This window comes from Corynebacterium sp. LaCa_23 (assembly GCF_058182375.1).
In genome coordinates this window covers 1,039,478-1,053,172 of the sequence record NZ_CP190825.1, presented here as the reverse complement: position 1 = coordinate 1,053,172, position 13,695 = coordinate 1,039,478, and the positions used below count along the sequence as shown (strand labels likewise).

The following is a 13,695-nucleotide window of genomic DNA, read 5'->3' as shown; positions in this document are numbered from 1 at the left end:
AGAATTCAAGAAACGACTGTGGGCAATGTTTAACGATGGGACCTGTCACTGGGCCCGATTGCATAGGATTGGGAAGATTTCCCGCTTTCCTATCAGTCGATGGCAAGTATAGCGCATTCGCTACACCGTGAGTACTTGGACACCGCTACAGTGGAAGCATGCTTTCCACGATGATGGATATTCCCCTGTCTTTAACCCGTATTTTGGAATACGGCGCGTCGGTGCATGGCAATACCACTGTTACCACCTGGCACGGTGAGGGCACCGGATCCGAGTTTGGCCCCGCAGAAAAGGTCACCTTCCGCGATATCGCCGCCCGCGCGGCGGCCTTTGCCCATATTTTACACGATGACCTTGGCATTACCGGTGATCAGCGCGTGGGCAGCTTCATGTGGAATTGCGCCGAGCACCTCGAGGTCATGTTTGGCTCCGCCTGCAAGGGCGCGGTTTTTACCCCGCTGAATAAGCAGTTGATGAATGACCAGATCCGGCACATCATTAGCCACGCTGAGGTCTCCGTCATCGTGTGTGATCCCCGCCTCGCCCCGCAATTGGGCACGGTTTTAAACGGCGCGCCGTCCGTGCATTCTGTGATTTTTACCGGATCCCAATCGCCGCAGCGCTTTGCCCACCATTTCCCGCGCGGCATCGAGTTTTATTCCTACGAGGCCCTGCTGGATGGCCGCTCCACCATCTACGATTGGCCCGAGCTCGATGAGCGCACCGCCGCCGCACTGTGCTATTCCACCGGCACCACCGGCGCACCGAAGGGCGTTTTATATTCCCACCGCTCGCTCTACCTCGAGGCCATGCAGCTGCGTTCCTCGGATTCGCTGTGCATTACCCACGGCGAGACCTTCCTGTGCTGCATTCCCATCTATCACGTACTGAGCTGGGGCGTTCCCTTTACCTGTTTCATGACGGGCACCCCGCTCGTGCTTCCCGATGCCGATGTCTCCGCCCCCACGCTTGCCAAGGTCATTGCGGCCACATCGCCGCGTGTGGCCCATGGCGTGCCCACCATCTGGATCCAGCTTTTCGTGCACTACATGCACAATCCGCCAGAGCGCATGACGCTGACGGAGATTTTCGCTGGCGGCTCACCTGTGCCGCCGCAGCTTATTAAGATGTGGGAGGAACATTACGGCGTCGACGTCGTGCACGTCTGGGGCATGGTGGAAACCTCGACGGTCGGCAGCGTTGCCCGCCCGCCGCAGGGTGCCTCCGGCGATACCCGCTGGGCTTATCGCATCTCCCAGGGCAAGATCGCTGCCTCGCTGCAGTACCGCGTGGTTAATGACGGCCAAGTGGTATCCAAGACCGACCGCAATGCCGGTGAGCTCCAGGTGCGCGGCAACCTCGTGACCGGTTCTTATTATCATTCGCCCACCGCCGAGCCGGGCGAGGTGGCCTCCGAGTTCCGCGGCAAGCCGGTCGAGGCCGCGGAATCCAAGTTCACCGCGGATGGTTGGTTGCGCACCGGCGATGTCGGTTCCGTGACGAAGGACGGCTTTCTTACCGTTGAGGACCGCGCCCGCGATGTCATCCGCTCCGGCGGCGAGTGGATCTATTCGGTACAGCTGGAAAACCTCATCATGGCCAATTCCGATGTGGTGGAGGCCGCGGTGATCGGCTACCCCGATAAGCAATGGGTGGAACGCCCCCTTGCCGTCACCGTCTTGGGCGAGCAGGCCTCGCCCACCATCGAGACCGCCGAAAAGTTGCGCCAGAGCCTGCGCAAGGAATTGCCCAGCTGGATGCTGCCGGAGTACTGGACCTTCGTAAAATCTATCGATAAGACGTCAGTGGGCAAGTTCGATAAGAAGGATTTGCGCGCCCACTTGGCCGAAGGCGATTACAACATCATCCGCCTCAAGGGCCCGGGTGAAGCCCAGCGCCTTGACGATATCGACGAAAGCGATTTTAACCGGGAAAACGAGGAATAATCCCCGGCCAGGTGGCGTTGTAGCTTGGTGTACCTTGTTCCCCACTCTTAGACTGGCAGCAATGACTTCACCAACGCCTTCTTCTTCAGCGGTCTCCCTGCCCCTGCCCACCGTGGGCCGGTCGCAGCCGCCGGAGGACTTACCTGCCGCAGCAAGCGACGGCACCCGCGCCTTGGTTGATCGCTACGGCCGCAGGGCCCGCGACCTGCGCGTGTCGCTTACGGATCGCTGCAACCTGCGCTGCACGTACTGCATGCCGGCCGAAGGCTTAGAGTGGATGCCCACGCAGCAAACGCTATCCGATGAAGAAACCATCCGGCTTATCCGCCTCGGCGTGGAAAAGCTCGGCATCCGCCAGGTGCGCTTTACCGGCGGCGAACCGCTGTTGCGCAAATCCTTGGCAGATATCATCGCCGCCACCAAGGAACTCACCACGGATGAAGGCATCGCACCGTCCACGGCGCTGACTACCAATGGGTTGGGTCTGGAAAAGCGCGCCGCAAAGCTTGCCGCCGCGGGGCTCGACCGCATCAATATCTCGCTGGATACCATCGATCCTCAGCGCTATGCCGCACTCACCCGCCGCGACCGCCTATCCCACGTGCTCGAGGCCATCGCCGCTGCGGCCGATGCCGGATTGAATCCCGTCAAGATCAATGCCGTGGTCATGCCCGGCGTCAACGAGGAAGATATCGTCCCGCTGGCGGACTATGCCCTGCACCAGGGCGCCCAGCTGCGCTTTATCGAGCAGATGCCGCTCGGCCCGCGCGAAAAGTGGCGCCGCCAAGACATGGTCACCGCCGATGATATTTTGCTCAGGCTCCAGGACCACTTTTCCATGCGCCCGGCGCGGGAGCCGCGCGGATCGGCCCCGGCCGCGTTGTGGGATGCTATCGCCCCCGATGGCACCGCCGGCAAGCTGGGCATTATCGCCTCGGTAACCCATCCCTTCTGTGGCGACTGCGACCGCACCCGGCTTACCACCGATGGCGCCGTGCGCAACTGCCTTTTTGGCAATTCCGAAACCCAATTGCGGGATCTCATGCGCTCTGGCGCGAGCGACGAGGAGTTGATGGAGGCATGGGCCGGGGAAATGTGGACGAAGAAACCCGGCCACGGCATTGATGATGAAGGCTTTTTGCAGCCGGATCGTCCCATGTCAGCCATTGGCGGCTAATCTAATTATTTATGTCCGCATCGCGTTCCATTTCTGAGCACCTTTCCGCGGTTCTGGCGCTGGCGCCGGCCCCGCGCGCAGAGTCCGTTCCCGTGGGCCCAGCGCTGCGCGGCCGAGTATTAGCAGAGGATGCCACCGCGCGTTTTCCCGTCCCGCCGTTTGCTAATTCCGCCATGGATGGATTCCTCGTCCGCGCCACTGATATTTCGGGCACGGGCCCGTGGACGCTGCCGGTCGCAGGCGATGTCCCCGCCGGTGCAACCGCTCAGGCAGTTCCCGCCGGCCAGGCCGTTCGAATCATGACCGGTGCGCCGGTGGATGATACCGCTGGCCTGCTCGTCGTCCCAGTAGAAAACACCACCGTCCCGCCCGGGCCTACGGAGCTGCCGCGCAGGGTCACCATCACCGAAGCGCCCGCAAAAACGCATATCCGCCCCGCCGGCGAAGATATACGGCCAGGCACCGTCGTTGCTACGGCCGGGACCACCGCGAATGCCGCGGTTATTGCAGCGCTTATATCCACCGGCATCTATTCGGTGCAGGCCTACCGGCGCCCACACATTGCGGTGATTTCTTCCGGCAATGAGCTTTCTTCGTATCCAGACGAGCTTTCCCCAGGGCGCCTGCCAGATTCCAATGGGCCGATGCTCGCCTCCCTCGCCCACACGGAGTCCTACTTCCACGTCGGCGACGACCCCGCGGAGTTATCCAGATTGCTCGATGAGCTCAGCGCATCCCACGATCTCATCATTACCTCCGGCGGGGTATCGGCCGGCGCCTTCGATGTGGTGCACGGGGTGCTGGGCACGGGCGATAATTCGTGGTTCGGGCACGTTCACCAGCGGCCCGGCGCGCCGCAGGGCATCGGCACGTGGCGGGGTGTTCCAGTGCTTGCGCTGCCGGGCAATCCGGTGGCGGCTTTCGTTGGTTTCCAGCTTTATGCCCGCCCGCTTATCGCCGCCTTATCGGGCCAGCCACATCCGCGCGAGACCGTGCAGGTGCGTGCGGAGGTGGCGGTGCCACTGCCACCCGCAAGCACGCGCCCCTTCATCGTTCCTGTAACCGTAAGTTTTGCGGGAAAGCCCAGGATAACTGGCGCGTTAAGCCGCGGCAGCCACCGCGTGGTCTCGCTGGCAGGTACGAATGGGTATTGCATCATCGATGGACCTGCCCCCGCCGCGGGCGAAGAAACCACCGTCTATCTGTACTAACGAGGAGAATTTTTCATGGAGTTTACCCACCTCAATTCCGCCGGCACCGCCTACATGGTCGATGTGACCGAGAAGAAACCGACCGTGCGCACCGCCACCGCTGAGGGCGAGGTCGCCTGTTCCCCGGAGGTCATGACCGCGCTGCGCGAGGGCACCGTGCCCAAGGGCGACGTGCTGGCGGTCGCGCGCATCGCCGGCATTTCCGCGGCGAAGAAGGTCCCAGAGCTCCTGCCGCTCGCGCACACCATCGGCGTGCATGGCTGCGCGGTGGATCTCGAGCTTGCCGATGCCCACGTGAAGATCACCGCCACCGTGCGCACCGCCGACCGCACCGGCGTGGAAATGGAGGCACTGACCGCGGTCAACGTTGCCGCCTTAGCGCTCATTGACATGGTCAAGGGCGTCGATCGCTCTGCTTTTATTCGCCGCTGTGGCATCGTGGCGAAATCGGGCGGGCGCTCCGGCGATTGGTCTAGGACCCTCCCGGAGGCTTAATGGATGGCGCGATCATTTTGGCCGGCGGGCAATCGCGCCGCATGGGCGGGGCCGATAAGGCGCAGGTGCGCGCTTTTGGCCTGCGCCTGGTGGACCGCCTGCGGCGCCAGCTTCCCTATGGCATGCCGTCTATCGTTATTTCCCCGCATTACCTCGGTATGCCGCAGGTCTGCGAGTCGCCGCTTTTTGGTGGCCCCGTCGCCGGCATCGAGGCAGGTGCGCGCGCTTTGTCGCATTGTGACCGCCTGGCACTCTTCGCGGTGGATGCTCCCGATTCCCCGCAACTGCTCCCACACCTGAACGGAGCGTTGCATGCCGCGCCCACCGCCGGTGCCGCGATTACCCGCGCCGCGGACGGGTATTTACAACCCCTGTGTTCGCTGTGGCATACCGATGCGCTCTTTGGGTGCCTAGGTGCGTTGGAGTCCACCCGCAATGTCTCCGTGCGAAGGCTGGTTCGCGGCGCCGATTTCGTCGAGGTGGCCGGCACCGGCGCCGAGCGCGATTATGATACCCCGGCCGAATTGCAGGACATTCCGCCGCACCCCTCCCTTCGCGCTCACCGGCACGGCTAATCTAGCCACACTCCCCTCTCCCCGTGAGCGCGAAGGGAGGGCTACGGGGAGGGGTGAGGAGGAGATTATTCGCCGCGGGAGCGGAAGACATCGGCAAGCAGCGGCGCAATAACCCCAAGGGCATCTGCCACGGCGCCGGTGGATGAGGCGCAATTGATGATGAGGCTGCCGCCGCCGTGCTCGGTCATGCCGATGATCCCGCGAGACAGGCCAGCCTTGGGCGAGGACTCGAGCCCGCGCAGGAGCACCTGGGTCTCTAGGCCATAGAGGCGGGCCTTGATATAGCGCTCGGTGACCTCTGGGGTCAGGTTCGTCGCCCCGATGCCGGTACCACCGATGACCACGACGATATCGGTGCCCGTGCCTACGGCGGTGCGCAGCGCGTCGTCGACGGGCGTAAAGCCCTCCGGCACGATGCTGGGTGGTGCCACATCGATGTCATGCGCGCGCAGGATTTCTGCCGCTTTCTCCCCGGCGCGGTTCGATTTTTCACCGGCCAGGATGCGGTCCGAGCTGACGATTATCTGCGCCTTTCTTTGGGACATGAGTCTCATTCCTTCCCCACTATAGAGTGTGGTTAATATCACATTATTCTGTTTTCGATACCAACACACCTGGGGCACGGGGCTAACCAGCAACATCGGAATCGATCAAGAATTATGCAACATTTGTGTGTCGTAATTAGATACGGATTTTATCGGTTTTATTTACCTTTTTGAGCATAGTCGCCGGTAGATTAAAGAGTTGAACAACCTACTATCTGTGAGGAAATCATGACTGCTCTTGATACCTCAGGCAAAGTCATCCAAGGTTGGGATCCAGAAGATTCTGACCACTGGGACTCTAAAATTGCCTGGCGCACGCTGTGGATCTCCACATTCGTCCTTATCATTGGCTTTGCCACCTGGTACCTCGTATCGGCAATTGCCCCACAGTTGAACCAGATCGGTTTCGACTTATCCCGCAGCCAGCTCTACTGGCTGACCGCCATCCCCGGATTGGCGTGCGGTATCTTCCGCCTCATCTTCATGTTCCTGCCGCCCATCCTCGGCACGCGCAAGCTCGTCTTCAGCTCCTCGCTGCTGTTTATCATCCCCATGCTGGGCTGGTTCTTCGCGGTACAGGACTCCTCCACCCCGTACTGGTGGCTGATGACCCTCGCCTTCCTCTCCGGCATCGGCGGCGGCGTGTTCTCCGGCTTCATGCCCTCGACCGGCTACTTCTTCCCCAAGCGCCTGTCCGGTACCGCGCTGGGTATCCAGGCCGGCATCGGTAACTTCGGTATCTCCTTTATCCAGCTGGTTGCCCCATGGCTCATGGGCTTTACCCTGTTGGGTGTAGGTTTTGTTGCCCCGCAGCGCACCGATGACGGCGAAATCTTTGTCCACAACCCCGCCATCTTCTTGGTCCCGTGGGCCATCGTCGGCGCATTCCTCGCATGGACCCTGCTCAAGGACGTTCCCGTGAAGGCGAATTTCCGCCAGCAGATGGACATCTTTGGCAATAAGAACACCTGGATTCTTACTGTCGTCTACTTCATGACCTTCGGCGCATTTTCCGGCTTCGCGGCACAAACCGCGCTGCTTATTAACCAAATCTTCGGCGAAGGCTCCGAATTTGCCGGCACCTACGACAACCTTCCTGCCGGCGCGAGCTACGCCTTCCTCGGACCACTCATCGGCGCGCTCGTCCGCGCGCTGTGGGGTCCACTGTGCGATAAGTTCGGCGGCGCCATCTGGACCTTCATTGGCTGCCTGGGCATGACCATCTTTACCGTCGTGGCCACCTTCTTCCTCACCCCGGACGAGCCGGATGAGGTCTGGTGGTTCCTGGGCACCATGCTCATATTCTTCTTCTTCACTGGCCTGGGCAATGCCGGCACGTTTAAGCAAATGCCCATGATTTTGCCCAAGCGCCAAGCAGGCGGCGTTATCGGTTGGACCGGTGCCATCGGCGCCTTCGGCCCGTTTGTCGCAGGTGTCTTGCTCTCCATGATGTCTGCACCGACGTTCTTCTGGGGCTGCGCCGTCTACTTCGCCATCACCACCGTGCTGGTGTGGATCTACTACGCCCGCCCCAACGCCCCATTCCCCGGATAATTAGGAGCTTTCATTCCCCATGACTGCATACTTCGCGCCCGAACAAGGCAACTCAAATCCACTCTTTAAGCTTGGCGCCTACCTGCGCAAAGGCGAAGCTACCGATTCCGGCCAGCAGCTTTTCTTAAAAGGCGGCCGCCAGGCAGACGTCTTCTACCGCAACCGCTGGGCCTTCGACAAGATGGTGCGCTCCACCCACGGCGTGAACTGCACCGGTTCATGCTCGTGGAAGGTCTACGTCAAAGACGGCGTCATCACCTGGGAATCCCAGGCGGTGGATTACCCCACCACCGGCAATGACATGCCAGAGTACGAGCCCCGCGGCTGCCCGCGCGGTGCATCCTTTTCCTGGTACACCTACTCTCCTACCCGCGTGCGCTACCCGTACGCCCGCGGCGTGTTAGTGGATATGTTCCGCGAGGAAAAGGCAAAGCACGGCGATTCCGTCCTGGCATGGCGCGCCATCCAAGAGGACCCAGAAAAGCGCAAGGCGTATATCTCCCAGCGCGGCAAGGGCGGGCTTATCCGCATCTCCTATGAAGAGGCCATCGATATCGCCTCGGCCGCGCACGTCTACACCATCCGCAAGTACGGGCCGGACCGCATCAACGGCTTTACCGTGATCCCGGCCATGTCCCAGATCTCCTATGGTGCCGGCATGCGCTTCCTGCAGACCATCGGCGGCGTCGCGCTCTCCTTCTATGACTGGTACGCCGACCTTCCCCCGGCATCGCCGCAGACCTTCGGCGACCAGACCGATGTCCCCGAATCCGGTGACTGGTACAACTCTTCCTACCTCATGATGTGGGGCTCGAATATCCCGGTTACCCGCACCCCGGACGCCCACTTCATGGTGGAGTCGCGCTACAAGGGCACCAAGGTCGTCGTGGTCTCGCCCGACTTTGCGGATAACACCAAATTCGCCGATGAATGGGCCCGCATCGAGCCCGGCACCGACGCCGCCCTCGCCTTTGCCATGGGCCACGTCATTTTGAAGACCTTCCACGTGGACCGCCAGGAACCGTACTTCCTGAACTACATGCGCAAATACACCGACTCGCCCTTCCTGGTATCCCTGGAAGACCGCGGCGACGGTACCTACACACCGGGCAAGTTCCTCACCGCCTCGCAGCTTGCCGATGCCACCTTGAACTCCTCCCCCAACGCCACCCACCGTGGCCTGGTAATGGAGGAAGACGGGCGCATCGTTGACCCAGGCGGCACCGTGGCAGACCGCTGGGATAACGAAAGCGCCAAGTGGAACCTGGCGCTGGACAACGCCGATCCGGTCATGTCCATCGCAGAAACCGATAGCTTTGACACCGCCGAGGTGCTCTTCCCCCGCTTTGACCTCGATACCAACCCAGAGGACGTGGGAACCGATAAGCCGATTGGCGCGGGCATCGTCCACCGCGGCGTCCCCGTCCGCGAGGTCGACGGCAAGCTCGTTACCACCGTCTTCGACATCATGCTCGCCCACTACGGCGTCAACCGCGAGGACCTCCACCTGCCGGGTAGCTGGCCGAAGGACTTCCACGACTCCAGCGAAGTCGGCACCCCCGCTTGGCAGGAAGAGCTCACGGGCGTGGCCGCCGATACCGCCATCCGCATCGGCCGCGAATTCGCGCAAAACGCCGCGGATTCTAAGGGCCGCTCACAGATCATCATGGGCGCTGGCGTCAACCACTACTTCCACGCCGATAATATCTACCGCACCTTCTTGGCGCTGACCTCCATGTGCGGCACCCAGGGCGTTAACGGCGGCGGTTGGGCGCACTACGTGGGCCAGGAAAAGCTGCGCCCGATCAACGGCTGGACCCAGTGGGCCATGGCCGCCGACTGGCAGCGCCCGCCGCGCCACATGATTTCCACCGGCTTCTACTACTTCGCCACCGAACAGTACCGCTACGATAATTCGCGCGCCTCTCACTTGGGTTCGCCGCTTGCTAGCCACGGCTCCATTGGGGACAAGATGGTCTCCGATACCATGGCGGAATCCATGCGCCGCGGCTGGATGCCGGCCTACCCGCAGTTCAACCGCAACTCCCTCTTCCTTGCCGATGAAGCCGATGAGGCCGGCATGGACATCAACGACTACGTGGTCCAAGAGCTAGAAAATGGCCGCCTGGAATTCTCCTATGACAACCCGTCCGCCGAGGAAAACTGGCCGCGCATCCTGCTCAACTGGCGCACCAACCTGCTCGGCTCGTCCGCCAAAGGCACCGAGTTCTTCCTGCGCCACCTCTTGGGCATCGACTCGGATGCCACCGCGGAAGAACTAGCCCCCGAAGACCGCCCGCGCAGCATCAAGTGGGTGGATAAGGCACCGGAGGGCAAGTTGGATCTGATGATGACCACGGACTTCCGCAATACCTCCACCACGCTGGTCTCGGACCTCATCTTCCCGGCCGCTACCTGGTACGAAAAGCACGATATGTCCTCTACCGACATGCACCCGTACCTGCACTCGTTTAACGCGGCGATTAACCCGCCGTGGGAGGCGCGCTCGGACTACGAGGTCTTCCGGGACTTGGCCGCAGCGCTCTCCGATAAAGCCACCAAGTGGCTCGGTGTGCAACGCGATGTCATTACCCAGCCGAGCCACCACGACAGCCCGGACGAGCTCGGCATGCCCAACGGCATCGTCCCCGACCCCGAAGAACAGGGCCTTATCCCTGGGGTCACAATGCCGAAGCTGCATGTGGTCGAGCGCGATTACACCAAGGTCTACGAAAAGTGGGCTCACTTAGGCCCGCTTCCCGCCAAGGCCGGCACCGGCGTGCACGGCACCAAGTTCAACGTGGAAAAGCAGGTCAAGGAGCTCGAGCTCATCTGCGGCACCACGGAGACCTCCATGGGCGAGCTGGTGGATCTGTCCAAGGACACCAAAGTCATCGACGCCATCTTGCACCTGTCTGGTGTCTCCAACGGTGAGCTAGCCAAGCAAGGTTTTGAGTTCCTATCCTCACGCACCGGCAAGGATCTGACGCCACTGGGCACTCCCGATGAAGACGTACGCATCACCTGGGATGACATCAAGGAACGCCCGAAGGAGGTCATCACCTCTCCCGAGTGGACCGCCGATAAGCGTAATAAGCGCCGCTACACCGCCTTTTCCATCAACGTCGAGTTTGATAAGCCCTGGCACACGCTGACCGGCCGCATGCAGTACTACATCGACCACGACTGGTTCATGGATTACGGCGAATCGCTGCCGATTTTCCGCCCGCCGCTCGATCACGTCCACATGCACGGCGAATTCGCGCCGGGCACGGAATTGACCAATGACCGCGGCGAGGCTGAAGTCACGCTGCGTTACTTGACCACGCACAATAAGTGGTCCATCCACTCGCAGTACTTCGACAACCTGCACGTGCTCTCCATCTCGCGCGGTGGCCAGGTGGTCTGGATGTCCAATAAGGACGCCGAGAAAATCGGCGTCACGGACAACGACTGGGTTGAGGTATATAACCGCAACGGCGTCGTCTCCGCCCGCGCCATCGTCTCCCACCGCATTCCGGAGGGAACCATGCTGTGCAACCACGCGCAGGAGCGCACCGTGGGCACTCCGATCAACGAGCACACCGGCCGCCGCGGCGGCACGCACAACTCGCTGACCCGCATTTCCATCAAACCGGTGCACATCGCTGGCGGCTATGGCCAGCTGACCTACCACTTCAACTACATCGGCCCTACCGGCAATAACCGCGATGAAGTCACCCGCGTACGCCGCCGTTCCCAGGAGGTATCCTACTAATGAAAGTCATGGCCCAAATCTCCATGATCATGAACCTGGACAAGTGCATTGGTTGCCACACGTGTTCAGTTACCTGTAAGCAGGCATGGACCAACCGCGAAGGCACCGAGTACATCTGGTTCAATAACGTCGAAACCCGCCCCGGCCTCGGCTACCCGCGCACCTGGGAGGACCAAGAAAAGTGGAAGGGCGGCTGGGAGCGCACGACATCCGGCAAGATCAAGCCCAAGGCTGGCGGGCGCCTCAAGAAGCTTGCCACTCTCTTCCACAACCCCAACCTGCCCACCATCCAGGATTACTACGAGCCCTGGACCTACCAGTACGAGGACCTGATGGGCGCCGAGGCGGGTCAGAAGACCCAGCCCACCGCCAAGCCGGTCTCCCAGATCGATGGCCGGGACATCGGCAAGATCGAATGGTCTTCCAACTGGGACGATAACCTGGGTGGCTCTACTGCCACGCTTGACGATGACCCCGTGCTCCACAACATGAACCTCGAGGTCAAGAAGGAAATCGAGGACTCGTTCATGTTCTACCTGCCGCGCATTTGCGAGCACTGCATGAACCCGACCTGCGTATCCTCCTGCCCCTCTGGCGCGATGTACAAGCGCACCGAAGACGGCATCGTCCTGGTGGACCAAGACCGCTGCCGCGGCTGGCGCATGTGCGTATCCGGCTGCCCGTATAAGAAGGTCTACTTCAACCACAAGACCGGCAAGGCCGAAAAGTGCACGCTGTGCTACCCGCGTCTCGAGGTGGGACAGCCCACCGTGTGCTCCGAGACCTGCGTGGGCCGCCTGCGCTACTTGGGCGTCATCCTCTACGATGCCGACCGCGTCGCCGAGGCCGCCTCCACCGAGAATGAGCAGGACCTTTTCGAGGCCCAAAAGTCGATCATGCTCGACCCCCACGATCCAGAGGTAGTCCGCGCGGCCCAAGCCGAGGGCATCCCGCACTCCTGGATCGATGCCGCGCAGCAGTCGCCGATCTACGACCTCATCTTCAAGTACGGCGTCGCTCTGCCGCTGCACCCGGAGTACCGCACGCTGCCGATGGTTTGGTACATCCCGCCGCTGTCGCCCATCGTTGACAAGGTGACCGCAACCGGCAACGACGGTGAGGACCACAAGATCCTCTTCTCGGCGCTATCGAATATGCGCATTCCTCTGGAATACTTGGCGGGCCTATTTACCGCCGGCGATACCGTCCCGGTGGAAAAGTCCCTGCGCAGGCTCGTCGCCATGCGCTCGTATATGCGCGATATCAACCTGGGCAATGAGCCGCAGGAGGAGATCGCGCAGGCAGTCGGCATGACGGGCAGGGACATGGAAGGCATGTACCGTCTGTTGTCCATCGCTAAATACGATGACCGCTACGTCATCCCCACCGCCTCGCCGGAATCCCCGCGCGGCATTACCGACTTGGACCCGTTTGGCGATGTGGACCCGGCCAAGGCCTCCGAGGACGTCTTCCACGACCTAGGCATGGGTGCGCCCGAGGCCTGTACCCACGGCGCGGAACCACAGGGCAAGGTCTCGCTGCTCTCCTGGAGCGGCGACCGGCCCGATGCCATGTTCCCGCCGCGGAAGTAGGTTAAGCCGTGAATATCTTCGATAAACTCCGCAAACGCCAGGAATCCCTGCAGCGGCAATCGGCCCAGCAGGGTGGCGATGCCCCCGTGGCAGGATTCGGAACACCCGCCGGCATCGGTTCCATGGGCGGTGCCAATGACGTCGAAAAAACGCTGCGCACCCACACCGGTCAGGTCCCTAACGAATTCGTCACGCCGGTCGAGGTCACCGAAGACCAGCGGCGAATCGTCGCCATGGCCGTGTCCGTGCTGCTTAATTACCCCGGCGAAGACATCTTTGACCGCCTCTCAGTGGTCGAAGACCAGGTAGATGACCTGCCGCTGGCCATTGCCACCGACTTCATCAACTTCGCCGAATGGGCCCGCAGCATCGGCCCCCGCGGCTTGGAAGAGCACTACGTCGAGACCTTTGACCAGCGCCGCCGCTGCGCGCTGTACCTGTCCTACTTTGCTGTTGGCGATACCCGCCAGCGCGGGATGGCTATTTTGTCCTTCCGCCAGCAATTGGAGTCGCTCGGCTTCGAAATTTCGGATGAAGAACTACCGGATCACCTCTGCGTCGTCCTCGAAGCCCTCGCCATGAGCGAGGGGGACACGCACGAGCGCGCCGTTGAATTGGTGGCCAGCTACCGCGAAGGAATCGAGGTGCTGCGCGCTGCCCTCGCTCACGAGCGCTCGCCGTATGTCAGCTTGATCGTCGCGCTGTGCAAGGCCCTTCCAGAAGTCGATTCTGATACCGCGCAAAAGTACGTCGATCTCATCCGCACCGGCCCACCCGCCGAGATGGTCGGCATTGCAGACCTTCCCTTCCCCACTACCCAACCAGACCTCGTCTAGGAGCCAC

The 13,695-nt window shown here is 61.6% G+C and carries 10 protein-coding genes; 9 read left to right on the top strand and 1 reads right to left on the bottom strand.

Annotated features, from left to right (window positions below; genetic code table 11):
- The first annotated feature begins 158 nt into the window (after positions 1–158).
- The 5 genes from ACP8IT_RS05160 (at position 159) to mobA (ending at position 5,404) form a co-directional block, all read left to right on the top strand.
- On the top strand, positions 159–1,946 hold the full coding sequence (locus tag ACP8IT_RS05160; RefSeq protein ID WP_490290530.1) for a long-chain fatty-acid--CoA ligase: 1,788 nt from the start codon (positions 159–161) through the stop codon (positions 1,944–1,946).
- Positions 1,947–2,007: 61 nt separating this feature from the next.
- Positions 2,008–3,123, top strand: coding sequence for a GTP 3',8-cyclase MoaA (moaA, locus tag ACP8IT_RS05155; RefSeq protein ID WP_023031042.1), 1,116 nt, complete (start codon positions 2,008–2,010; stop codon positions 3,121–3,123).
- Positions 3,124–3,134: 11 nt separating this feature from the next.
- The gene (locus tag ACP8IT_RS05150) at positions 3,135–4,334 is read left to right on the top strand and encodes a molybdopterin molybdotransferase MoeA (RefSeq protein WP_237801047.1); all 1,200 of its coding nucleotides are present in this window, start codon (positions 3,135–3,137) and stop codon (positions 4,332–4,334) included.
- 15 nt (positions 4,335–4,349) lie between these two features.
- A complete protein-coding gene (moaC, locus tag ACP8IT_RS05145) occupies positions 4,350–4,829 on the top strand; it encodes a cyclic pyranopterin monophosphate synthase MoaC (RefSeq protein WP_237801046.1) in 480 nt (159 codons plus the stop codon).
- Positions 4,829–5,404, top strand: a complete 576-nt coding sequence (mobA, locus tag ACP8IT_RS05140) for a molybdenum cofactor guanylyltransferase (RefSeq protein ID WP_237801045.1) — start codon at positions 4,829–4,831, stop codon at positions 5,402–5,404. The genes moaC and mobA overlap by 1 nt, the downstream gene beginning before the upstream one ends.
- A 65-nt stretch (positions 5,405–5,469) precedes the next feature.
- Here the strand turns inward: mobA and ACP8IT_RS05135 are convergent, their stop codons facing one another.
- Positions 5,470–5,949 carry a molybdopterin-binding protein gene (locus ACP8IT_RS05135; RefSeq protein WP_237801044.1) on the bottom strand — a complete coding sequence of 160 codons (480 nt, stop codon included), beginning with the start codon at positions 5,947–5,949 and terminating at the stop codon, positions 5,470–5,472.
- Between the two features lie 228 nt (positions 5,950–6,177).
- Between ACP8IT_RS05135 and ACP8IT_RS05130 the strand changes: the two genes are divergently transcribed.
- From ACP8IT_RS05130 to narJ, 4 genes are read left to right on the top strand one after another with little or no spacing between them, the layout of a single operon-like run.
- Positions 6,178–7,503 (top strand): nitrate/nitrite transporter, encoded by a 1,326-nt coding sequence (locus ACP8IT_RS05130; protein ID WP_023017778.1) that lies wholly within the window; start codon positions 6,178–6,180, stop codon positions 7,501–7,503.
- A 19-nt stretch (positions 7,504–7,522) separates the two neighbouring features.
- A complete protein-coding gene (locus ACP8IT_RS05125; protein ID WP_481971563.1) occupies positions 7,523–11,260 on the top strand; it encodes a nitrate reductase subunit alpha in 3,738 nt (1,245 codons plus the stop codon).
- Complete coding sequence (narH, locus tag ACP8IT_RS05120) at positions 11,260–12,852, top strand: nitrate reductase subunit beta (RefSeq protein WP_005280180.1); 1,593 nt, start codon at positions 11,260–11,262, stop codon at positions 12,850–12,852. The genes ACP8IT_RS05125 and narH overlap by 1 nt, the downstream gene beginning before the upstream one ends.
- An 8-nt stretch (positions 12,853–12,860) precedes the next feature.
- Positions 12,861–13,688, top strand: a complete 828-nt coding sequence (gene narJ, locus ACP8IT_RS05115) for a nitrate reductase molybdenum cofactor assembly chaperone (RefSeq protein ID WP_490290529.1) — start codon at positions 12,861–12,863, stop codon at positions 13,686–13,688.
- Positions 13,689–13,695: the final 7 nt, after the last annotated feature.